Below are 22,618 nucleotides of genomic sequence, written 5' to 3' on the forward strand. Positions count from 1 at the left end.
GTGAGCATCGCTCTGCGGTACGCGGCACGGTCCGACGTCGGGCTGGTCCGCGCGAACAACCAGGACTCTGCGTACGCGGGCCCGCACCTGCTCGTCGTCGCGGACGGCATGGGCGGGCATGCGGGCGGCGACGTCGCGTCGTCGGTCGCGATCGCCGCCCTCGCCCCGCTCGACGGTGAGTCGCACGGGCCCGACGACGCGCTCGACGAGCTCGAGCGGGCCCTCGAGGCCGCGCGCGACGAGATCGTGGCCCGCACCGAGGCCGAGCCGGACCTCGCCGGGATGGGCACGACCGTCACCGCGATCCTGCGCGCGGGCAACAAGCTCGCGATGGTGCACCTCGGCGACTCGCGCGGCTACCTGCTGCGTAACGGCGCCCTCACCCAGGTCACGACCGATCACACGTTCGTCCAGCACCTCGTCAACACCGGCAAGATCACGCCCGAGGAGGCCGAGCACCACCCGCAGCGCTCGGTCGTGATGCGCGTGCTCGGTGACTTCGACCCCGACGTCGCCCCCGACCTGTCGGTCCGTGAGGCGCGCCCGGGCGACCGCTGGCTGCTGTGCTCGGACGGGCTGTCGGGCTTCGTCAGCGGCGACACGATCGCCGACACGCTGCGCGACATCGCGGACGTCGACGCGTGCGCCGACCGGCTCGTGCAGCTCGCGCTGCGGGCGGGCGGCGGGGACAACGTCACGGTCGTCGTAGCCGACGTCGTCGAGCTCGACAACGTCCCGGACGGCGGCGGCCCCTCGACGTCGGCGGCCATCGTCGGGTCGGCGGCGACCTCACGCAACCGTCCGACGGCCGCGGCCGACGGTCCGGCGGCCCGCGCCTCGGCGCTGTCGAAGCAGGCCGGGGCCGCCGCGCGTTCGGCGTCCGACGGCACCGCGCCGGGCACCGAGGCCAACGGCGCCGGCAGCACCGACGAGGCGGAGGACGCGGACGCACCGGATCCGCGCCGTCGTCGGCGCCGTCGGGTCGTGGCGGCCATCGTCACGCTCGTGGTGCTCGCCGCCCTCGTCACCGCCGGCGTGCTCGCCTACCAGTGGACCCAGACGCAGCACTACGTGGGCATCGACGCCGGCAACGTCGCGATCTACCAGGGCATCCCGCAGACCGTCGGGCCGTTGTCCCTGTCCACCGTCGTGGAGCGCTCCGACGCACGGGTCGACGACCTCTCGGCGTACGTGCGCGACCGTCTCGAGCAGACGATCCACACCGACTCCCTCGACGACGCACGCGAGCGCGTCCGGCTGCTCGAGCAGGACGCCCTGGCCAACGCGGCAACGGGATGATGGCGACCGTTCAGCCCCACCGGGTCCGTGTCGGTCGCAGCGTCGAGCTCGGGCTGCTCGCGCTCGCCCTCGCGATCGGCGTCGCGTCCTACGCGCTGGTCGGGATCGGCGCGACGGGAGCGGTCCCCGCGAACGTGCTCGGGTACGGGGTCGGGATGACGGTGATCGCGGTCGCGATGCACGTGGTCCTGCGCCTGCGGGCACCGTTCGCCGACCCGGTGATCCTCCCGGTCGTCGTGGCGCTCAACGGCATCGGCCTCGCGATGATCTACCGGATCGACCTGGCCCGGTCGGCGCGCGGCATCGAGAGCAGCTTCGCCACCCGCCAGCTCGGGTGGACGGCCGTGTCCGTCGTGCTCGCGGCGGTCACGCTCGTCGCGCTGCGCGACCACCGGACGCTGCGCCGGTACACCTACACCGCGATGGTCGCCGGCCTCGTCCTGATCGTGCTCCCCCTGGTCAAGGGTCTGGGCGCCGACATCAACGGTGCGCAGATCTGGATCCACGTCGGCGGCTTCTCGCTCCAGCCCGCCGAGCTGGCGAAGATCCTGCTCGCGGTCTTCTTCGCGGGGTACCTCGTGACGAACCGCGACACGCTTGCGCTCGCCGGTCCCAAGGTCCTCGGGCTGCAGCTGCCGCGGATCCGCGACCTCGGCCCCCTCGTCGTCGCCTGGGCCGTCTCCCTCGCGGTGCTCGTGTTCGAGGGCGACCTGGGCACCTCGCTGCTGTTCTTCGGGCTCTTCGTCGCGATGCTCTACCTCGCGACCGAGCGGATGAGCTGGATCGTCATCGGTCTCGTGCTCTTCGCGGGCGGTGCAGCGCTCGCCGCGATGTTCATCGGGCACGTCGGCGCGCGCTTCACCGTCTGGCTGCACGCGCTCGACACCGACGTGTTCAACCGTGCGCCGGGCGGCTCAGGGCAGCTCGTCCGCGGCCTGTTCGGCCTCGCGAGCGGTGGCCTGTTCGGCACCGGGTGGGGGCAGGGGCGCCCGGACCTCGTGCCGTACGCCGAGTCGGACTTCATCGTCGCGTCGCTCGGCGAGGAGCTCGGGCTGACCGGCCTCATCGCGATCCTGATGTGCTACCTCGTCCTCGCCCAGCGGGGCCTGCGGACGGCGATCGGCGTGCGCGACGGGTTCGGCAAGCTGCTCGCGGGCGGGCTCGCGTTCGTCGTGGCGCTGCAGTGCTTCGTCGTCGTCGGCGGGATCACGCGGATCATCCCGCTGACTGGCCTGACGACACCGTTCCTGGCGTACGGCGGGTCCTCGCTGCTCGCCAACTGGATCATCGTCGCCCTGCTGCTGCGGATCTCGGACGACGCGCGACGGCCCGCGGGGGTCGCGATGGCGGGTCCGCCGCCGCGTCCGCCGGTGACGACGGCGCCGATCCCGGTCCGCACGTCCGCGGCGTCCGGCGGCTCCGGGACCGCCGGCAACGCGCCCGCCGCGGCCGACGGCGACGACCAGCCGACCGAACGGATCAGCAGCCGGGGGGCGGACGCATGAACACGCCCCTGCGCAGGCTCGCGACGGTCGTCGTCGTCATGTTCGTCGTGCTCATCGGCGGCGTCAGCTGGGTGCAGTTCGGCCAGGCGAGCGCGCTCAACAACGACACCCGCAACGTGCGCACGCTGTACCGCGAGTACGGCAAGCCGCGCGGGCCGATCGTCGTCGCAGGTCAGGCCATCGCGTCCTCCACGCCGAGCGACGACGCGTTCGGGTACCAGCGCAGCTACGCGAACGGTCCGCTGTACTCGTCGGTCACCGGCTTCTACTCGGTCGTCAACGGCGCGTCCGGGCTCGAGTCGGCCGAGAACGACGTGCTCACCGGGTCGGCCGACTCCCTGTTCCTCACGCGCCTGCAGGACCTCATCACCGGCAAGCAGCCGCTGGGCTCGTCGGTCGAGCTGACGATCAACCCCGCCGCGCAGCAGGCCGCCTGGGACGCGCTCGGCGACCAGCGCGGGGCCGTCGTCGCGATCGACCCGACCACCGGCGCGATCCTCGCCATGGTGTCCAAGCCCGGCTACGACCCGAACGTGCTGGCGTCGCACGACACCGCGGCGGCCGGCGCCGCGTACAAGGAGCTCCTGGCGGCGGACGGCAACCCGCTCCTCAACACCGCGATCCGGGAGACCTACGCGCCCGGCTCCACGTTCAAGCTCATCACCGCGGCCGCGGCGCTCGAGTCCGGCAGGTATGCGGCCGACACCTCGGTCCCGTCGCCGACCGTGCTCGACCTGCCGCAGACGTCGGCGACCATCACCAACTTCGGCGGCGAGTCGTGCGGCGACGCCACGACGACGACGCTCACCGACGCGCTGCGGATCTCGTGCAACACCGCGTTCGCTCAGCTCGGGATGGACCTCGGTCAGGACGCTCTCGCCGCGCAGGCCGACAAGTTCGGGTTCGACGACGACGGCCTGACGATCCCGATGCTCGCCACCAAGAGCGTCTTCCCCGCGGGTCTCGACGCGCCGCAGACCGCGCAGTCCGCGATCGGCCAGTTCTCGGTGCGCGTCACACCGCTCCAGATGGCCATGGTGTCCGCCGCGATCGCGAACGGCGGCAAGGTCATGGAGCCGTACCTCGTGCAGACGGTGCGGACCGCCGACCTGGACATCATCAGCGAGGCGTCGCCGTCCGTGCGCTCCACCGCCGTCTCCCCCACGACCGCCACCGCGCTGCGCGACATGATGATTGGCGTCGTCGAGAACGGCACCGGGACGGCCGCGAAGATCCCGGGCGTGCAGGTCGCGGGCAAGACGGGTACCGCGCAGACCACCGACGACTCCGCGCCCCACGCGTGGTTCACGGCGTTCGCCCCGGCGGACGCCCCGCGGGTCGCCGTCGCCGTGCTCGTCGAGCACGGCGGCAGCCTCGGCAACGAGGCGACCGGCGGACGCGTCGCCGCACCCATCGCCAAGGCCGTCATGCAGGCGGTGCTGGGCAAGTGAGAGCCGCACAGGGTGAGGTCCTCGGCGACCGGTACCGGCTGGTCCGGCAGATCGCCGTCGGTGGCATGGGTGAGGTCTGGGTCGCGCACGACGAGTCGCTCGCGCGCGACGTCGCGATCAAGGTGCTCCGCGAGGAGTACGCGGGCGACCCGGGGTTCCTGTCCCGGTTCCGCACCGAGGCCCGCAACTCGGCGTCGCTGTCGCACCAGAACATCGCCCAGCTCTACGACTACGGGGAGCAGGACGGCTCGGCGTTCCTCGTCCAGGAGCTCGTCGTCGGCGAGCCCATGTCCGACCTGCTCGAGCGCGAGCCGGTGCTCCCGACGCAGCGACTCCTGCCGATCCTCGCCCAGACCGCCCGCGCGCTGCACGCGGCCCATTCGGCCGGCGTCGTGCACCGCGACGTCAAGCCCGGCAACATCCTGCTCGGCCGCGGCGGGCGCGTGAAGATCACTGACTTCGGGGTGTCGCTCGCGACGAACCAGGTCCCGATGACCGCGACGGGCATGGTCATGGGCACCGCGCAGTACCTGTCGCCGGAGCAGGCCGTCGGCAAGCCCGCGACCGCCGCGTCCGACCTGTACTCGCTGGGGATCGTCGCGTACGAGTCCCTCGTCGGGCACCGGCCGTTCACGGGCCCGACGGCGGTGGACATCGCCGTCGCGCACGTCAACACGCCAGTGCCGCCGCTGCCGCAGTCGGTCGAGCCACGCCTGGCCGCCATCGTCATGCGCCTGCTCTCCAAGGAGCCTGCCGACCGGCCCCGCTCGGCGGCCGAGCTGGCCCACGCGCTCGACGGCATGGTCGAGCAGACACCGCCGACCGGCATCCACGTCGTCGTCACCGACCCGCGCGTCGCAGGGTCGGGTCGACGCGCCGAAGCCGTGCCCGAGCCCCGGCGCGAGGTACCGCCGGCGCCCGCAGCCGTCCCGATCGTGGTGGCTCCCCCGGCCCGGCCGACCGATCCGGGCGTGGTCCCGCCGTCGTACCCGCCGCGACGCGAGCTGCGCGACCAGGGCGAGCAGGACGCACGGCGGTCCGCCGGCTCGCACCGCGCGACGTCCGAGCCGGTGACCCGACGCACGTCGACGACGACCGGCACCCGCGTGGGCCGGTTGACCTGGCCGCTCGTGGCGCTGATGCTGCTGCTGATCGCGCTGCTCGGCGCGGCCCTCGCCCAGGCGTTGACGCGTGCGGACGTCCCCTGGGACGTGCCTGGTGGTTCGTCCGTGCTTGCGGTCGCAGAACAGCGCCTGCGCGCGGACGACGCCGGATACCCTCGTCCTCGGACCGAGGATGGGATGATCTCCGAGAGTGTGCCGGGCGATCCCGACACCCTGACAACAACGAAGGACGCCTAGTGGTGGACGAAGGTTCCCGGATCCTCGCCGGACGGTACGCGGTCGGTGAGCTCATCGGGCGCGGCGGGATGGCCGAGGTGCACATCGGCCACGACACGCGGCTCGGGCGCACCGTCGCGATCAAGGTGCTCCGCTCCGACCTCGCGCGTGACCCGTCGTTCCTCGCCCGGTTCCGGCGCGAGGCGCAGGCGGCCGCATCCCTCAACCACCCGGCCATCGTCGCGGTCTACGACACCGGCGAGGACCTCGTCACCGAGGCGTCGGGTGTCGTCGCGCACGTGCCGTTCATCGTCATGGAGTACGTCGAGGGCCACACGGTCCGGGACATCCTGCGCGACGGCAACGCCGTGCCGATCGACGAGGCCGTCGAGATCACCGCCGGCGTGCTGTCGGCCCTCGAGTACTCCCACCACGCGGGCATCGTGCACCGCGACATCAAGCCCGCGAACGTCATGCTCACCCCGACCGGCGCGATCAAGGTCATGGACTTCGGCATCGCCCGCGCGGTGGCCGACTCCGCGGCGACGATGACCCAGACCCAGGCCGTCATCGGCACCGCGCAGTACCTGTCGCCCGAGCAGGCCCGCGGCGAGCAGGTCGACGCGCGCAGCGACCTCTACTCCACGGGCTGCCTGCTCTTCGAGCTGCTCACCGGCCGCCCGCCGTTCATCGGCGACTCCCCCGTTGCCGTGGCGTACCAGCACGTCCGCGAGGCCGCCCCGACGCCGAGCTCGTTCGCGGCCGACGTCCCCGAGACCCTCGACCGCATCACGCTCAAGGCGCTCGCCAAGGACCGCGACGACCGCTACTCGTCGGCCGCGGAGTTCCGGGCCGACCTCGAGTCGGCAGCCCGCGGCGGACGTGTCGCGGCACCGCCCATCAGCGCGTTCGCCGTGGGCGCTGCGGCGTCCGGTCCCGCGACGCAGGTCATGTCCCCCACAGCCGCTGCGACGGCCTCGACGCAGATCGTGCCGGCCGGCGCGAGCCCGTGGGCGCCGACGACGCCGGGCGCCACCGGAGTCCTGCCGCAGTCGCACCGGACGGAGGACGAGGAGCCGCCGCGCAGGCGCTGGCTCCTGTGGACCCTCGTGGCAGTCGCCATCCTGGCGATCGGTGGGATCTTCGCCCTCATCCAGGCCAACGCGAACAAGGTGCAGACGCCGACGACGGTGACCGTCCCGACGGTCGCGAACCTCAGCGAGGCCGAGGCGAGGTCGAAGATCGTCGCCCTGGGCCTCGAGTTCGACCGGTTGGCCGAGTCCAACGCGACCATCGCGGAGGGCTTCGCCATCCGCACGGACCCTGTCGAGGGCACCGCGGTCCCGGAGAAGTCCCACGTCAAGGTCTGGATCTCGACCGGCCCGGACTCGGTGCAGCTCGGTGACCTCGCCGGTCTCACGCAGGACCAGGCACGCGCCCAGCTCAAGGACCTCGGGCTCACGGTCGGCAACATCACGCCCGTCGACGACCCCGTGCAGCCGCAGGGCAAGGTCATCAGCAGCGACCCGCCGGCGGGTTCGCCCGTGGCGGCAGGCTCGGCGGTGAACCTGTCGATCTCGAGCGGCAACGTGCAGCTCCCCGACCTCGTCGGCAAGTCCCGCACCGAGGCCCAGGGCATCCTCACGACGCTGCACCTGACCGGCAGCTTCACCAACGTGGAGTCCGCCGACAAGGCTCCCGACTCCGTCCTCTCGCAGGACCGGCCGCCGGGCCTCATCCAGCAGGGCAGCACGGTCGGCATCTCGGTGGCGATCGCGCCCACGACCGTCACCATCCCGGACGGACTCGTCGGCAAGACCTACGACGAGGCGGCCGCGCAGCTCCAGGCCCTCGGCCTGCAGGCGTCGAGGAACGATGTCGCGAGCGCCGACTACGCCGCGGGGATCGTCACGTCGTCGAACCCGAACAAGGGCGCGATCGTGGCCCCGGGCTCGACGGTGATCCTCAACGTGTCGCAGGGTGCAACCCCGACCAGCGGCGCTACCGCACCGGTGCCAGGCGGCAAGCCAACCCCCTGACCCACTGACGACGCAGCCAGCCCGCCGCGAGCACGACCCCGGAACGGGGGTTCGGCTACCTCGCGGCGGGGGTCGTGCTCGTCCGGACCAGCGGGTGCAGCCCGACCGAGCGCTCGAGCGCCTCGGTGTCCCCGCACAGGGTCAGCCAGTTCGCGAGGATCCGGTGCCCGCCCTCGGTGAGCACGCTCTCCGGGTGGAACTGCACGCCGTGCAGCGGCAGCGTCCGGTGCTGCAGGCCCATGATGATCGGGCCGTGCGCGCTCTCGACGGTCGCAGTGACCTCGAGCTCGTCGGAGAACGTGCCGGCGACGACGGCGAGCGAGTGGTAGCGCGTCGCGGTGAACGGGCTCGGCAGCCCGGCCAGCACGCCGGCGCCGTGATGGATGACCTGGCTCGTCTTGCCGTGCATGAGCTCGGGCGCGTGCGTGACGGTGCCGCCGAACACCTCGCCGAGCGCCTGGTGCCCGAGGCACACGCCGAGCATCGGGATCCCGGCCGCCGCGCAGTCGCGGATGACCTGCAGGCTCGCACCGGCCTCGGCGGGGGTGCCGGGTCCGGGGGAGATCAGGACGCCGTCGAACCCCGTGCGCTCCTCGACGGGGGGAACCGCGTCGTTGCGGACCACGACGGTCTCGGCGCCGAGCTGTGCGAGGTACCCCACGATCGTGTAGACGAACGAGTCGTAGTTGTCGACCACCAGGATCCGGGTCATCTCACACCCCTACAGTCGTGTCGTTGAACGGCATGAGCGGCGCGATCGCCGGGAACAGCCACGTGAAGCAGGCCGCGAGGACCGCCGCCGCGAGGACGACGAGGATCGCGACCCGGACGGGCGTCGACCCCGGAAGGTGCCGCCACAACCACCCGTACATCAGGCTCCTCCGGCGATCTCAGCGGGAACACCCTCGGAGACCGGTGCCCAGTAGTCAAGCACGCCGTGCACGATGAACCGCTCGCGGGCCGAGAACATCGGGTGGCACGTCGTGAGCGTGATCGAGCGCTCCGTCGGTGCGACGCCCGGCTTCCCGGGGACCGGGGCGATGACCGCGACGTCCTGCGGACGGACGATCTCCGTGGACGTCACGCGGTACACGTACCAGGTCGACGCGGTCCGGACCACGATCGGGTCGCCGACCTGCAGCTCGGCGACGCGGTTGAACGGCTTGGCGTAGGTCGTCCGGTGCCCGGCCATCGCGAAGTTCCCGATGGCGCCCGGCATCACCGTGCCGGGGTAGTGGCCGATGCCGAGGGAGTCGAGCACGGTCGCCTTGTCGACGCCCTCGCTGACGGGACGCTCGGGCTCCCCGTCCCAGCGCGGCACCTGCAGCGTCGCGAACGTCGTCCGGAGGTCGGGTTCCACGTCGACGGGCGGGTCCTCCCCGCGGTGCGGGGCGGCGATGACCACAGCCGGCGTCGCAGCCGGGCCGGCCGTCGCACCCGGGCCCGCCGCAGCAGAAGGTGCCGTCGTCGGTGCCTGGGCCCAGTCGAGGTTCCGGACGATCTCGGCCTGCGCGCGGTTGCCCTCGACGTCGGTCCACCACAGCTGCCACACGAGGAACGCGAGGAGCAGGACGCCGGCCGTGATCAGCAGCTCGCCGACGACGCCGAGACCGGCGAGCGCGACCGATCCCGCGCTCGTCGACCGCGCGGGCTGCGGAGCCCGTCCGTGCCGAGGCGGGCCGACGCGCGCCGGAGCCGTCACGAGCCCGAGCCTGACGTGGCCGCGGCGAGGCCCGGGAGCACCTCGACGCCGTGGGGGACCTGCGCGTACTTGAGCTCGGTGATGCCCTCGTACGCGGGGAGGTTCAACGGGTCCTGAGCGGTCGTGACGCTCCAGCCGAGCCCCACGGCGTCGACCCACTGGAGGTAGATCTGCACGGCGGGGGAGGCGGCGAGCGCCGCCCGGAGCTTCTTGGGGTCGCCGACCGCGCGGACGACGAAGGGGGGCGAGTACCGCCGGCCGTGCAGCGACAGGACGTTGCCGATGCACTGGAACGCGCTCGTCGAGATGACCCGCTGGTCCATGAGGCTCATGGCCTCGGCCCCACCCGCCCACAGCGCGTTGACCACCGCCTGGAGGTCCTGCTGGTGGACGACGAGGTCGTCCGGGCGCACGTTCGGGAGGTTCTGCGAGTCGGCGGGCGCGTCGGTCATGCTCACCGTGATCCCGGGACCGGTGACGCCCACCATCCCGGAGGCGACGTCGTACCCGGACCCCGGCGAACCGATCTGCAGGCCCGTGAGTCGTGCCTGCTCCTCGGTCAACCGGTCGACCTCGGTGCGGAGCGTGCCCACCTCGCCCTGCAGCCGCGCGACACGCGACTCCTCGACAGCGGCGAGGTCGGCGAGGTTCTGGGGGTGGCGCTCGTCGGTCCCGCGCGCGAGCCGCGCGTTGGCCACGAACATCATGCCGGCGAGCGCGAGCACGAGCGTCACCGAGAGCGTTCCACGGCTGACCCTGTGCACGACGTGGTGGGTGCGGTCCGGCACGCATGCTCCTCTCGGGCGTGATCGCCACTACGCTAAGCCACGTTCCGGCGGGCCGGCGCCGATCTGCCGTTCGCCGCCCCGCCCCATCGCAGGACAGGAGCTGTTGACGTGCCTGAGTCGAGGTCGCGGAAGAAGCCCGCGTACATCCCGCCCCCCAAGGCGGCCGGACCCGTGGTGAACCCGACCTGGCTCGTGCCGGTCATGCTCACCCTGATGATCGTCGGCCTGGCCTGGATCGTCGTGACCTACATGATGCAGTCCCAGTACCCGATCCCGGGGATCGGGCAGTGGAACCTCGCGATCGGCTTCGTGCTGATCCTGGCGGGTTTCAGCCTCACGACCCGCTGGCACTGAGCCCCGCACCACGAGGGGGTTGTCCCCAGGCGGGGACAACCCTGTGGATAACTACACGGGTGTAATTCGCTTCCTCAGACGCTCGCGTACTTGAGCAGGGCCAGCCCGACGACGACCACGGCCGCCACGACGGTCGCGACGATGCCGATCTCACGACGACGCAGCGCCGGCGCGTACGCGTAGGCGGCGCCGAGGCCTGCCCCGACAACCAGGCCGCCGACGTGCGCCTGCCACGCGATGCCCGGCACGACAAACCCGATGACCAGGTTCAGTCCGATGATCATGAGGAAGCTCTGCGCGTTGCGGCCGAGCCTGCGGAGCACGACGAGCACTGCGCCGAACAACCCGAACACCGCGCCGGACGCGCCCACGGCCCCCTGGACCCACGCGAACTCCACCGGCGACGCGAACAGCAGCACCCCGACCGACCCGGCGACCGCGCTGATCAGGTAGAGCGCGATGTACCGCGCCCGGCCCAGAGCGTTCTCGAGGAACGGGCCGACGATCCACAGCGCGTACATGTTGAACAGGATGTGGAAGATGCTCGTCGAGTGCAGGAACGCGGTGGTGAGGAACCGGAAGGGCTCGACCTGACCTGCAGCGGGCGAGAACGCCCACCGGGCTGTCCAGCCGAGCACCGCCAGCTGGAGAACGAAGCTCACGACGCACAGCGCGATGATCGTGAGCGTCACGACCGGGCGCCCGTCGTGGACGCGCCCGCCGAGCACCGTCTGGGTCGGCCGGGCGTTGCGTGCCGCCTCAGCGACGCAGTCGACGCACTGGACACCCACGGGCGCCTGCCGCTGGCACTCCGGGCACACGGGCCGTCCGCAGCGCTGGCAGCGGACGTAGGAGATCCGGTCGGGGTGACGCGGGCAGACCGGGGGGCCCGCCGTCTCGGGCAGCGGCTGGAAGGAGCTCATGAGACGGCGGGCGGGAAGCCGCTCAGTCCTCGATCGTGACCGACGAGATGACGACGTCCTCGACGGGGCGGTCGCCCGCACGCGTCGGGACGGCGATGATCGCGTCGACGACGGCGCGCGACGCGTCGTCCGCCACCTTGCCGAAGATCGTGTGCTTGCCGGTCAGCCACGTGGTCGGGGCGACGGAGATGAAGAACTGCGAGCCGTTGGTGCCACCCACCTTGCCGGTGATCGGGTCGCGCCGCGGGCCGGCGTTGGCCATCGCGAGCAGGTACGGCTCCGTGAAGCCGAGCTCGGGGTGGATCTCGTCGTCGAAGTTGTAGCCCGGGCCGCCGGTCCCGGTGCCCAGGGGGTCGCCGCCCTGGATCATGAAGCCGGAGATCACGCGGTGGAAGATCACACCGTTGTACAGGGGGTCGGTGCGCTCAGCACCGGTACGGGGGTCCTTCCATGCCTTGGAACCCGTGGCCAGGCCGGTGAAGTTCTCCACCGTCTTGGGCGCGTGGTTCGGGAAGAGCTCGATCCGGATGTCACCGGCGGTCGTGTGCAGCGTCGCGAACATGGGAGCAGTGTTTCACGACGACGTCAGCCGCGTCGCTCCCTGACCTGGTCCACACCACGGTTGGCGAGCTCGTCGGCCCGCTCGTTCCCGACGTCGCCCGCGTGCCCCTTGACCCACTGCCAGGTGATCGTGTGCCGCGCGACCTCCGTGTCGAGGGCCTGCCAGAGCTCGGCGTTCTTGACCGGCTTCTTGTCGGCCGTCCGCCACCCGTTGCGCTTCCAGCCCGCGAGCCACGAGGTCATGCCCTTCATGACGTACTGCGAGTCGATGTTGAGCTGCACCGTGCACGGCCGCTTGAGGGCCCGCAGGCCCTCGATGACCGCGGTGAGCTCCATGCGGTTGTTGGTCGTGTCCTCCTCGCCCCCGAACAGCTCGCGCTCGTGGGTGCCCGACCGCATCCAGACCCCCCAGCCGCCCACGCCGGGGTTGCCCTTGCAGGCGCCGTCCGTCCACATCTCGACGACTGTCGCGGCGGTGGCGTCCGTGGCCGGCCGGGACGACGAGGTCGCGGGCGCAGGCGTGGTCGCGGGCGCGGCGGGCGCGGGGGCGGAGGGCGCGGCGGCGGACGAGTCGGTGGACGAGGTGACGGACGACGGCATGAGCCCGACTCTAGGTCGTCCCGCGGGGCATCGGCGCACCCGTGACGTGCGCCGGGACCCTGCGCGCTCCCGCGCGTGGTGGCAGAGTGGGACCTCAGGACGCCAGCCGCACAACACGGGAGTGGACATGACCTTCAGCATCCGTCGCCCGACGCTCGACCAGGTCGACACCGAGCGCCTCAAGGAGCACGCCGCGGACTTCGCAGCGAGCGCGAAGGTTCACGCCGGCGAGGCAGCGACGCACGCCGCCGAGGCTGCCGGGCAGGCCAAGGACTGGTCGACGCCGCGCATCGAGGCAGCTGTCGAGTGGCTCGTGCCGCGCATCGAGCACCTGTACAAGGAGAGCGTGAAGGCCGCGGCACCGCGCGTCGAGAAGGCCGCGGAGATGGCCGCGCCGGCCATCGACACCGCCCATGACAAGCTCGTCGACGACCTGCTCCCGCGCCTGGTGACGGCCATCAACGAGGCCGCCGAGCGTGCCGGTGCGGCCGTCGAGAAGGCCGCCGACAAGGCGGCCACCGCACCCGCCGCACTGGCCGCCGCCGCGGCAGCTGCCGAGGCGGCCGCGACCGAGAAGAAGAAGCACACGGGCCGGAACGCCTTCTGGCTGTTCGCGCTCCTGGCGGGGATCGGCGCCGCTGTCGCCGCCTGGACCCGCACGCGATCGACCGAGGACCCGTGGGCCGAGCCCTGGGAGCCCGCCACCGAGGCGGGCCACACGGGCACCGAGACCCTGCGCGCCCGCGCGCACGAGGCACGCGAGGACCTCACCGTGAAGGTCGGCGACGCCGCCGAGACCGTCGGCGAGGTCGCCGGTGCCACGGTCGCGAAGAGCCGTGAGGCGACACGCAAGGCCGCCGACAAGGTGACCGCCGCCGCCGAGGAGCTGACCGAGAAGGTCACCGAGGCCCGCGAGGACCTCACCGAGAAGGTCACGGACGCCGCGAAGAAGGTCACGACGCGCCGCTCGGTGCCCAAGACCATCGACACGGCCGACTCGGCCGCCTCCGAGGGTGTCGAGGCTGCCAGCGAGACACCTGACGAGACGACCATCTGACCTCGGTCAGGAAGCGCCTCCGGCCACGCGCGTCGGCCGGAGGCGGCACGACCAGGGGGCTAGGACGTCCACGGCTCCCTGATGAGGTCCGGGTCGAGGCCCGGACGTCGCGGCACGTACCCGAACCCCTCGTCGCTCTGGGCGTCGTAGCTCACGACGAGCCCGCGCTCGTCCGGCTCGCGACGCCAGCGTGCGAGGCGCACGGTGTCGCCGGGGGAGAGGGCCGCGCCGGCGCGCCTGCGGGCCTCCATGCGCAGCATGGCCACCGCGAACGCCCGACGGTGGCAGTCTGCGACCTGCCACGGCACGAGACCGTCGTCCGGGCCGACCTGCTCTGTAAAGACGGTGCGTCGCCGGCAGTCGGCCCACACGGCGGCACCCGTGGTGACGTTGTACCGGCGCTCGTACTCCTCGCTCATCCAGGCGTACGTGCGGCCCTCGCCGAGCCAGCGGATGACCTCGGCCTCATCTTGGATCAGGGGTGCTGACATGGGTCCGCCTCGTCGTTCGAGCACCCGGCGGTCCCTCGGGAGGTCGCGTGCGTCCGTTCTTCCTGCACCGGAGGTGCGGGCGGGTCTTCTTCCGGGGGCACCGTGGACGGGACGCGGTTGCCGGCCAGCACGCCGGAAGGCTTGTCGCTGGACCTCGTGACCGGGACGAGCATCCCACACGCCGGGAGGGCCGCTTCGCGCAGCGTGGTCAGGCCCGCGGGCGCGGGACGACGGAGGAGGCCGGACTGGACCGTGGCGAGGGGGCAGCATGGCAAAGGCCCCTCCCGGACACCGGAAGAGGCCTTCGACCTGCGGTGGAGCCAAGGGGACTCGAACCCCTAACCCCCTGCTTGCAAAGCAGGTGCGCTACCACTTGCGCCATGGCCCCGAGAGCGGTGGGTCACTCGAAGGTGTCGGTGACCTCTGCCCACAGATCCCGGTCGTCCTGGTTCTGCGAGTACTGCTGCCACGCGACATAGCCGACTGCCGCAACTGCCATCAGGAGAAGCAGCTTCTTCATCGGTCCCCCACGGGTCGGGAGTGGGCCTAACAGGACTTGAACCTGTGACCTCTTCCTTATCAGGGAAGCGCTCTAACCGTCTGAGCTATAGGCCCGTATGTGCACCACGCTGGGCGGGGCGCGCCGGACGAGACTACCCCAGTCCAGCCATGGCGCCCAAACGCGGTCGGCCTACTCGTCGGTCATCGTCAGGTGCACCCCACCGACCAGCGCAGCGGTGATGTTGTAGAGGAACGCGGCGATGGTCGACAGCGCCGTCAGCAGGAAGACGTCGACCACGGCGATGAGCGTCGCGGCCGAGAGGATCCGGCTGAAGGAGACGTACTGAAGGATGTCGACGTTGCTCTCCGCGCCGAGCACCTCCCGGACGAGCGTGTCGGCCTGCGCGAAGACGTGCATGCCGTCCAGCGCGAACCAGACCACTGCCGCCGCGACGACGAGGATGATCCCGAGCGCCACCGACAGCAGGAACGACAGCTTCATGACCGACCACGGGTCGATGCGGGAGACGGCGAGGCGGACCCGGCGCGGCGCACCGGTCGCGGAGACCGTAGGGATCCGGCCCGTCGTCGGACGGGGGGCGGGTGTGCCCGACGCTCGCGGGGGGGCGGTGTTCGTGGTTCCGGTCATGGTGTGTTCCTCGGTGCGGGAGTGCGTGGCCGAGCCGATCGCGGCCGACGTGGCGGCTGCGGCCTTCTTGAGCGACGAGGTGACGGAGTCGACCGCGACCTGGAGCGGCGAGGGGGCGTCGTCGAGGTCGACGGAGGCCGACGCGCTCGACGCCGACGCGCTGGAGGCCGACGCGCTCGATGAGGTGGACGGCCGCACCGCAGCCGGGCCGCGCGGCGGACGCGGGCCGAAGCCGGTGGCCTCGTCGATCGGCTCGGACCCGGCGGGTCGCAACGTGGCCGGTGCGCCGGCGGGCGCACCGCCGGTGGGCGCACCGCCGCTCGGCACGCCGGGCCGGCTCACCGGCCCGGACGGCCGGTTGCGCGGCGGGATCGACGGGGGAGCGGGCTCAGTGCTCATGCATCCTCCTGCGGGGATGACACAGCGCCTGTCGGGTCCTCCGGCACGGGCTGCGGCGAGGCCGCCGGCGCATCCGCGGACACGTCCGACGACGCGGTCTCGTCGACCACGGTACCGGCATCGTCGCCGAGGTGTCGCTCGATGTTGCGAGCGACCGCGATGATCCGGTCGTTGTTCTCGGGCTTGGCGAAGATCACGCCCTGCGTCGCCCGCCCGGTCGCGTTGACCTCGCTGACGGCCGACCGCACGATCTTCCCGCGTTCCATGATGACGAGAACCTCGTCGTCCTCGTCCGTGACCAGCGCACCGACGAGGTCGCCGTTCGCCTCCGGCAGGTTCGCCACCTTGATGCCGAGGCCGCCTCGACCCTGGACCCGGTAGTTCTCGACGGTCAGCGCGGTGCGCTTGGCGATGCCACCCTCGGTGACCGTGAACAGGAACGACCCGTCGCGCACGACGTCCATCGCGAGCAGCTGGTCCTCGGTGCGGAACTTCATGCCGGTGACGCCGGACGTCGCCCGACCCATCGGTCGCAGCGCCTCGTCGTTCGCCGTGAAGCGGATCGACTGCCCCTTGCGCGAGACGAGCACAAGGTCGTCCGTGGAGTTGACGATGCACGCCGAGACGACCTCGTCGGGCAGGCCGTCCTCGTCCTCGCGCAGGTTGATCGCGATGACGCCGCCCGACCGCGTCGAGTCGTACTCGCTCAGCCGCGTCTTCTTGACCAGGCCCCGCAGCGTCGCCAGGACCAGGTACTCCGCCTGGTCGTAGCTCTGGATGTCCAGGACCTGCGCGATCTTCTCGCCGGGCTGGAACGCGAGCAGGTTCGCGACGTGCTGGCCCTTCGCGTCCCGGCCGCCCTCGGGCAGCTCGTACGCCTTGGACCGGTAGACGCGGCCCAGGTTCGTGAAGAACAGCAGCCAGTGGTGCGTCGTCGTGACGAAGAAGTGGTCGACGATGTCGTCCTCACGCAGCTGCGCGCCCCGCACACCCTTGCCACCGCGGTGCTGGGCCCGGTAGTTGTCGCTGCGGGTGCGCTTGACGTAGCCGCCGCGCGTGATGGTGACGACCATCTCCTCCTCGGCGATGAGGTCCTCGATCGAGACCTCCCCGCTGAACGGCAGGATCTGGGTGCGGCGCTCGTCGCCGTACTTCTCGACGATCTCCGCGAGCTCGTCCTTGACGATCCCGCGCTGGCGGGCGTCCGACGCGATGATCTCCTGGAAGTCGGCGATCTTGGCCTGGAGTGCGGCGAACTCGTCCGTCAGGCGCTGACGCTCCATCGCGGCGAGCGCGCGGAGCTGCAGGGTGAGGATCGCGCGCGCCTGGACGTCGTCGACGTCGAGGAGCTCCATCAGTCCCTCGCGCGCGTCGTCGACCGTCGCCGACGCACGGATCAGGGCGATGACCTCGTCGAGCATGTCGAGGGCCTTGAGGTAGCCGCGCACGATGTGCGCACGCTCCTCGGCCTCACGCAGGCGGTAGCGCGTCCGACGGACGATGACCTCACGCTGGTGCGTGACCCAGTGGCGCACGAACGCGTCGATGCTCAGCGTGCGGGGGACCCCGTCGACGAGCGCGAGCATGTTCGCGCCGAACGTCTCCTGCAGCTGCGTGTGCTTGTAGAGGTTGTTGAGCACGACCTTCGCGACGGCGTCGCGCTTGAGCACGATCACGAGCCGCTGGCCGGTGCGGCCCGACGTCTCGTCGCGGATGTCCGCGATGCCGGTGACGCGACCCTCCTTGACGAGGTCCGCGATCTTCAGCGCGAGGGTGTCGGGGTTGACCTGGTAGGGCAGCTCGGAGACGACGAGGCAGATGCGCCCCTGGATCTCCTCGACCTCGACGACGGCCCGCATGATGATCGAGCCGCGGCCCGTGCGGTACGCGTCCTCGATCGCCCGGTGCCCGAGGATCGTCGCGCCCGTGGGGAAGTCCGGGCCCTTGATGCGCTGGATCAGCGCCTCGAGGAGCTCCTCGTGCGTCGCGTCGGCGTGGTCGAGGTGCCACAGGACGCCGTCGGCGACCTCGCGCAGGTTGTGCGGCGGGATGTTCGTCGCCATGCCGACGGCGATGCCCGACGACCCGTTGACCAGGAGGTTCGGGAACCGCGAGGGCAGCACGACGGGCTCCTGGGTGCGCCCGTCGTAGTTGTCCTGGAAGTCGACGGTGTCCTCGTTGATGTCACGGACCATCTCCATCGACAGTGGAGCCATCCGGCACTCCGTGTACCGGGGCGCGGCCGCCGGGTCGTTGCCCGGGGAGCCGAAGTTCCCCTGCCCGGACACGAGCGGGTAGCGCATCGACCAGTCCTGGACCAGGCGCACGAGCGCGTCGTAGATCGACGTGTCGCCGTGCGGGTGGAACTTGCCCATGACGTCGCCGACGACGCGCGTGCACTTGGAGAACTGCCGGTCAGGGCGGTAACCGCCGTCGTACATCGCGTAGAGCACGCGACGGTGGACGGGCTTGAGCCCGTCGCGGACGTCGGGCAGCGCACGACCCACGATGACGGACATCGCGTAGTCGAGGTACGACCGCTGCATCTCGAGCTGCAGGTCGACCTGCTCGATGTCGCCGTGCTCGATGTCGGTGGGAAGGTCAGTCACGGATCAGGTCCTTAGCTGTGCGGCTCGGTGGGCGCGGGGAGTCAAGTGGCGCGTCCTCAGATGTCGAGGAAGCGCACGTCCTTGGCGTTGCGCTGGATGAAGGAGCGGCGGGCCTCGACGTCCTCACCCATGAGGATCGCGAAGGTCTCGTCGGCCGCGGCGGCGTCGTCGAGGTTGACCTGCAGCAGCGTGCGGTGCTCGGGCGACATCGTGGTCTCCCACAGCTCCGAGTAGTCCATCTCACCGAGGCCCTTGTACCGCTGGATCGCGTTCTCCTTGGGGATCCGCTTGCCGGCGGCCTGGCCCTCGACGAGGTACTGGTCACGCTCGCGGTCGGAGTACACGTAGTCGTGGGGCGCGTTCGTCCACTTGATGCGGTACAGCGGCGGCTGCGCGAGGAACACGTTGCCGCTCTCGATGAGCGGACGCATGTACCGGAAGAGCAGCGTGAGCAGCAGCGTGCAGATGTGCTGGCCGTCGACGTCGGCATCGGCCATGAGGACGATCTTGTGGTACCGCAGCTTGGCGAGATCGAAGTCCTCGCCGATCCCGGTGCCGAACGCGGTGATGAGCGCCTGGATCTCCATGTTGCCGAGCGCCCGGTCGAGCCGCGCACGCTCGACGTTGAGGATCTTTCCGCGCAGCGGGAGGATCGCCTGCGTGCGCGGGTTGCGCCCCCGGACGGCCGAACCACCGGCCGAGTCGCCCTCGACGATGAAGATCTCGCACTCTTCGGGCCGGTTCGACTGGCAGTCGCGGAGCTTGCCCGGCATGCCGCCCGACTCGAGCAGGCCCTTGCGCCGGGTCGCCTCCCGCGCCTTGCGTGCGGCCATCCGAGCGGCCGCGGCCTGGATCGACTTGCGGATGACGTCGCGCGCCTCGGTGGGGTGCGCGTCGAGCCACGCCCCGAGCTGCTCGTTGACGACCTTCTGGACGAAGGTCTTCGCCTCGGTGTTGCCGAGCTTGGTCTTCGTCTGGCCCTCGAACTGCGGCTCGCCGAGCTTGATCGACAGGACGGCCGTGAGGCCCTCGCGGATGTCGTCGCCCGTGAGGTTCTCGTCCTTCTCCTTGATGATCGTCTTCTCGCGCGCGTAGCGGTTCATCAGCGAGGTCATCGCCGCACGGAAGCCCTCCTCGTGCGTGCCGCCCTCGGTCGTCGCGATCGTGTTCGCGTAGGTGTGGACCGACTCGGAGTAGGCGTTGGTCCACTGCAGGGCGATCTCGACGGAGATGCGCCGCTCCTTGTCCTCGGACTCGAAGTCGATGATCTCGGGGTGGATGACCTCGACCTTCTTCGCCGAGTTGAGGTGCCGGACGTAGTCGATGAGCCCGCCCTCGTACCGGTAGGTCACGGTGCGCAGGCTCGTCGGCGCCTCCGCGGCGTCGGCGTCGCGCTCCACGCCCTCCGGCCGGGCGATCTCGTCGTCGGTACCGGTGTGCTCGGGGCGCTCGTCGATGAGCGAGATCTGCAGGCCCTTGTTGAGGAAGGCCATCTGCTGGAAGCGCGAACGCAGCGTCTCGAAGTCGTAGGTCGTCGTCTCGAAGACCGCATCGCTCGCCCAGAACGTGATGGTCGTGCCCGTGTGGTCGGCCTTCTCGCCCTGCGCAAGGGGCGCCTGCGGGACGCCGTCGCGGTAGCTCTGACGCCACACCGACTCGTCCCGGCGGACCTCGACCTCGAGGCGCGACGACAGCGCGTTCACGACGGAGACACCGACACCGTGCAGACCGCCCGAGACCGCGTAGCCGGCCCCGCCGAACTTCCCGCCCGCGTGCAGGACCGTCAGGACGACCTCGATGGCCGGCTTGCCCTCGGACTTGACGATGTCGACCGGGATGCCTCGACCGTTGTCGACGACGCGGACGCCTCCGTCCGCGAGGAGCGTGACCTCGATGTGGTCGCAGTACCCGGCGAGCGCCTCGTCGACCGAGTTGTCGACCACCTCGTAGACCAGGTGGTGCAGCCCGCGCGCGCCGGTGGACCCGATGTACATGCCGGGTCGCTTGCGGACGGCGTCGAGGCCCTCGAGGACGGTGATCGCACTCGCGTCGTAGCCGCCGTTCGATGCGCCACCGTTCGATGCGCCGCCGTCCGACGAGCCACTGTCCGGCGAACCACTGATCGGTGGTGCGGGGGGAGCGCCTTCGCTGGCGACAGGTCCGGTGGAAGCGCTCTTCTCGGCCACGGGCGGTGGTACTCCTCAAGGTCTCACACGCGAATGGGGCGGCCCTCTGAGGTGTCAGAGGGCGGATCACTCCACTTCGCTGGAGTTCCAGGCACAGACGCGCCAGGAATGACCTTCACAGTCTACCTGGCGAACCGCGCCGGGCCCGCTCTCCACACCCTTCGGCGGACGGTCATCTGCGAGGTCGTCGGCCGTGTCATCCGCGAGGTCGTCCCGCGGTCATCCCCAGGTGTCGCGGGGACCCCGTCCGGGGACGGACCGAGGACCGCGCTTGAACCCTGGACCCGCGGGCCCGACCACGTGGATCTCCCGCACCACGTCCTCGCCGACGTCGTCCGCGAGCCGCCGCAGGAGCTGCGGGACGAGGAGACGGACCTGGGTGGCCCACGCCGTGGAGTCGGTCCGCACCGTGAGGATCCCCGCGTCGAACGTCTCGGGCTCGCAGTGGTCAGCGATCTGGTCGCCCATGACGTCCCGCCAGCGACCGATCACGCCGCCGACCGAGACCTCCTGCACCCAGCCGCGGTCCCGCAGCAGCCGCGCGAGGGTGTCGGCGACCGGCTGAGGGTCGCGCCCGTCGCGGCCCGGCGATCCGCGTGGCGGGTCGAGCGGCGACCGTCTCTTGGCCGCCTGACCTGGGTAGATGCCCCGCGACTTCGCGCCGGCCTTGGCCCGCTCGAGAGCCGCGCGCGCGACGCTGCCCGGCGGCGTCAGCTCGATGAACGCTCCGACGGGAGCGCCGTCGGGCGGCTCCACGACCGGCCGCGGCACCCGCTCGGCCGTGCCGGCGTCCACCACACCGGTCTCGGGCAGGTCCGCATCGGTCTGGTCAGAGGACACGTGCGACCTCGCCGCCCATGACGTCGACGCGTGCACCGGCAAGCTGCTCGGGCACGTCTCCCGGGACCGCCGCGGTGATGATCACCTGCCGCGCCGGGGCGACGAGCTCGGCGAGACGGTCCCGGCGACGCACGTCGAGCTCGGCGAACACGTCATCCAGGATCAGGACGGGTTCTCCGTCCTCGCCCCAGTCCGCCATCCACAGGTCGGTTCCGGCGTCGTCGCCGACGGCGGTCCCCGCGGCAGCGGCGTCGGGCCCCCGCGTGAGCAGCGTGTACGACGCAAGACGCAGCGCGAGCGCGAACGACCACGACTCACCGTGGCTCGCGTACCCCTTCGCGGGCAGGCCACCCAGCGTCAGCACGAGGTCGTCCCGGTGCGGACCCACGAGGCACACCCCCCGTTCGATCTCCTTGGGCCGCAGGTGGCCCATCGCCTCGAGCAGCTGCGCTTCGACCAGACGTGCGGACCCGTTCGGCTCGCGGGACGCCGCCGGGCCGGGCTCGCCAAGAGAGGTCGGCCCGCGCCCCTGCTCGTCGGCGCGGTCGAGCTCGACGTCGAGCGAGGACCGGTAGGCGATGACGGCCTCGCCCTGACCTGCACTGACCTGCTCGTAGGCGCGCGCGACGTACGGTGCGAGGGCGGCGACGATCTGGCGGCGCGCGACGATGACCTGGGCCCCCGCTTGCGCGAGCTTGGCATCCCACACGTCGAGCGTGCGCAGGTCAGCAGCCCCGCGCGTCCCCCGCACGGCAGCCGACGCGGACTTGAGGAGGGCGCTGCGCTGGCGGAGCACCCGGTCGTAGTCACCGAGGACCCCGGCCAGGCGCGGGGTCACGAGCACGGCGAGCTCGTCGAGGAACCGGCGGCGACCATCCGGGTCGCCCTTCACGAGTGCGAGGTCCTCCGGAGCAAACAGGACCGTCCGCAGGAGACCGAGCACGTCACGCGCGCGGCCGGGCGACCCGCCGTTGACCCGGGCTCGGTTGGCTTTGCCGGGTGTGATCTCCAGCTCCACGAGGCTCGTGCGGCTCGTGATCTCCGTGCCAGGCGCCCGGCCGAAGCCGTCGCCGCGGCCGTGCTCGCGCACGATCCTGGTGCGGATCACAGCGCGTGCCGCACCCGCCCGGACGAGAGCCGCGTCCGACGGCACCCGGTGGCTCGCGAGCGTCGCGACATAGCCGATCGCCTCGACGAGGTTGGTCTTGCCCTGGCCGTTGGGCCCGACGAGCGCGGTCACACCCGCGTCGAGGGGCAGCTCGACCTGCTCGTACGAGCGGAAGTCGGTCAGTGACAGGTGTGAGACATACATCGCTGGAGCTCA

At 71.4% G+C, this 22,618-nt stretch carries 21 protein-coding genes, 2 tRNA genes and 1 riboswitch; of the genes, 7 read left to right on the forward strand and 16 right to left on the reverse strand.

Translation table 11 applies throughout. The features are described from left to right. The 5 genes from DDP54_RS07870 to pknB are packed head-to-tail and all read left to right on the forward strand — an operon-like array spanning position 1 to position 7,634. Positions 1-1,299 carry a Stp1/IreP family PP2C-type Ser/Thr phosphatase gene (locus tag DDP54_RS07870; protein ID WP_109131277.1) on the forward strand — a complete coding sequence of 433 codons (1,299 nt, stop codon included), beginning with the start codon at positions 1-3 and terminating at the stop codon, positions 1,297-1,299. Next, positions 1,299-2,804 (forward strand): FtsW/RodA/SpoVE family cell cycle protein, encoded by a 1,506-nt coding sequence (locus tag DDP54_RS07875; RefSeq protein WP_109131278.1) that lies wholly within the window; start codon positions 1,299-1,301, stop codon positions 2,802-2,804. Before DDP54_RS07870 ends, DDP54_RS07875 begins: the two co-directional genes overlap by 1 nt. After that, on the forward strand, positions 2,801-4,255 hold the full coding sequence (locus tag DDP54_RS07880; RefSeq protein ID WP_109131279.1) for a penicillin-binding protein 2: 1,455 nt from the start codon (positions 2,801-2,803) through the stop codon (positions 4,253-4,255). Before DDP54_RS07875 ends, DDP54_RS07880 begins: the two co-directional genes overlap by 4 nt. Further along, on the forward strand, positions 4,252-5,616 hold the full coding sequence (locus tag DDP54_RS07885) for a serine/threonine-protein kinase (protein ID WP_109131280.1): 1,365 nt from the start codon (positions 4,252-4,254) through the stop codon (positions 5,614-5,616). Before DDP54_RS07880 ends, DDP54_RS07885 begins: the two co-directional genes overlap by 4 nt. Positions 5,617-5,618: 2 nt before the next feature. Next, the gene (pknB, locus tag DDP54_RS07890) at positions 5,619-7,634 is read left to right on the forward strand and encodes a Stk1 family PASTA domain-containing Ser/Thr kinase (RefSeq protein ID WP_347338503.1); all 2,016 of its coding nucleotides are present in this window, start codon (positions 5,619-5,621) and stop codon (positions 7,632-7,634) included. A 55-nt stretch (positions 7,635-7,689) separates the two neighbouring features. Here pknB and DDP54_RS07895 read toward each other — a convergent pair whose 3' ends face one another. The 4 genes from DDP54_RS07895 to DDP54_RS07905 are packed head-to-tail and all read right to left on the reverse strand — an operon-like array spanning position 7,690 to position 10,124. Further along, positions 7,690-8,346, reverse strand: a complete 657-nt coding sequence (locus DDP54_RS07895) for an aminodeoxychorismate/anthranilate synthase component II (protein WP_109131282.1) — start codon at positions 8,344-8,346, stop codon at positions 7,690-7,692. A gap of 1 nt (position 8,347) precedes the next feature. Then, positions 8,348-8,506 carry a hypothetical protein gene (locus tag DDP54_RS18380; RefSeq protein WP_197711341.1) on the reverse strand — a complete coding sequence of 53 codons (159 nt, stop codon included), beginning with the start codon at positions 8,504-8,506 and terminating at the stop codon, positions 8,348-8,350. Next, positions 8,506-9,336: a class E sortase gene (locus DDP54_RS07900; protein ID WP_109131283.1), complete on the reverse strand. Its 831-nt coding sequence runs from the start codon at positions 9,334-9,336 to the stop codon at positions 8,506-8,508. The genes DDP54_RS18380 and DDP54_RS07900 overlap by 1 nt, the downstream gene beginning before the upstream one ends. Then, a complete protein-coding gene (locus DDP54_RS07905; protein WP_242448288.1) occupies positions 9,333-10,124 on the reverse strand; it encodes a DUF881 domain-containing protein in 792 nt (263 codons plus the stop codon). The genes DDP54_RS07900 and DDP54_RS07905 overlap by 4 nt, the downstream gene beginning before the upstream one ends. A gap of 108 nt (positions 10,125-10,232) precedes the next feature. Between DDP54_RS07905 and DDP54_RS07910 the strand changes: the two genes are divergently transcribed. Then, entirely contained in the window at positions 10,233-10,478 is a 246-nt protein-coding gene (locus DDP54_RS07910; protein WP_109131284.1) for a cell division protein CrgA, read from the forward strand. A gap of 74 nt (positions 10,479-10,552) precedes the next feature. Here the strand turns inward: DDP54_RS07910 and DDP54_RS07915 are convergent, their stop codons facing one another. The 3 genes from DDP54_RS07915 to rnhA are packed head-to-tail and all read right to left on the reverse strand — an operon-like array spanning position 10,553 to position 12,418. Beyond that, the gene (locus DDP54_RS07915; protein WP_109131285.1) at positions 10,553-11,401 is read right to left on the reverse strand and encodes a rhomboid family intramembrane serine protease; all 849 of its coding nucleotides are present in this window, start codon (positions 11,399-11,401) and stop codon (positions 10,553-10,555) included. A gap of 22 nt (positions 11,402-11,423) precedes the next feature. After that, positions 11,424-11,963 carry a peptidylprolyl isomerase gene (locus DDP54_RS07920; protein ID WP_109131286.1) on the reverse strand — a complete coding sequence of 180 codons (540 nt, stop codon included), beginning with the start codon at positions 11,961-11,963 and terminating at the stop codon, positions 11,424-11,426. Positions 11,964-11,986: 23 nt separating this feature from the next. Beyond that, positions 11,987-12,418 (reverse strand): ribonuclease HI, encoded by a 432-nt coding sequence (gene rnhA, locus DDP54_RS07925; protein ID WP_109132435.1) that lies wholly within the window; start codon positions 12,416-12,418, stop codon positions 11,987-11,989. Between the two features lie 271 nt (positions 12,419-12,689). Between rnhA and DDP54_RS07935 the strand changes: the two genes are divergently transcribed. Then, complete coding sequence (locus DDP54_RS07935; RefSeq protein WP_109132436.1) at positions 12,690-13,619, forward strand: hypothetical protein; 930 nt, start codon at positions 12,690-12,692, stop codon at positions 13,617-13,619. A 59-nt stretch (positions 13,620-13,678) separates the two neighbouring features. Here the strand turns inward: DDP54_RS07935 and DDP54_RS07940 are convergent, their stop codons facing one another. The 9 genes from DDP54_RS07940 to recF all read right to left on the reverse strand — a co-directional run bounded on the left by DDP54_RS07940 (position 13,679) and on the right by recF (position 22,606). Further along, complete coding sequence (locus DDP54_RS07940; RefSeq protein ID WP_109131287.1) at positions 13,679-14,110, reverse strand: hypothetical protein; 432 nt, start codon at positions 14,108-14,110, stop codon at positions 13,679-13,681. A gap of 50 nt (positions 14,111-14,160) precedes the next feature. After that, positions 14,161-14,272: riboswitch (SAM riboswitch) on the reverse strand. Between the two features lie 153 nt (positions 14,273-14,425). Further along, positions 14,426-14,498, reverse strand: a tRNA-Ala gene (locus DDP54_RS07945). Between the two features lie 12 nt (positions 14,499-14,510). Beyond that, positions 14,511-14,630, reverse strand: coding sequence for a DLW-39 family protein (locus DDP54_RS18590; RefSeq protein ID WP_242448289.1), 120 nt, complete (start codon positions 14,628-14,630; stop codon positions 14,511-14,513). Between the two features lie 21 nt (positions 14,631-14,651). Then, positions 14,652-14,725: transfer RNA gene (locus tag DDP54_RS07950), tRNA-Ile, on the reverse strand. Positions 14,726-14,801: 76 nt separating this feature from the next. Then, positions 14,802-15,659, reverse strand: a complete 858-nt coding sequence (locus DDP54_RS07955; RefSeq protein ID WP_109131288.1) for a DUF3566 domain-containing protein — start codon at positions 15,657-15,659, stop codon at positions 14,802-14,804. Further along, the gene (gene gyrA / locus DDP54_RS07960; RefSeq protein ID WP_109131289.1) at positions 15,656-18,268 is read right to left on the reverse strand and encodes a DNA gyrase subunit A; all 2,613 of its coding nucleotides are present in this window, start codon (positions 18,266-18,268) and stop codon (positions 15,656-15,658) included. The genes DDP54_RS07955 and gyrA overlap by 4 nt, the downstream gene beginning before the upstream one ends. Before the next feature lie 56 nt (positions 18,269-18,324). Next, positions 18,325-20,307: a DNA topoisomerase (ATP-hydrolyzing) subunit B gene (gene gyrB, locus DDP54_RS07965; RefSeq protein ID WP_242448448.1), complete on the reverse strand. Its 1,983-nt coding sequence runs from the start codon at positions 20,305-20,307 to the stop codon at positions 18,325-18,327. A 366-nt stretch (positions 20,308-20,673) separates the two neighbouring features. Then, positions 20,674-21,294 (reverse strand): DciA family protein, encoded by a 621-nt coding sequence (locus tag DDP54_RS07970; RefSeq protein WP_347338504.1) that lies wholly within the window; start codon positions 21,292-21,294, stop codon positions 20,674-20,676. After that, positions 21,284-22,606: a DNA replication/repair protein RecF gene (recF, locus tag DDP54_RS07975; RefSeq protein ID WP_109131290.1), complete on the reverse strand. Its 1,323-nt coding sequence runs from the start codon at positions 22,604-22,606 to the stop codon at positions 21,284-21,286. The genes DDP54_RS07970 and recF overlap by 11 nt, the downstream gene beginning before the upstream one ends. Positions 22,607-22,618: the final 12 nt, after the last annotated feature.

This window comes from Cellulomonas sp. WB94 (genome assembly GCF_003115775.1).
GTDB lineage: Bacteria > Actinomycetota > Actinomycetes > Actinomycetales > Cellulomonadaceae > Cellulomonas_A.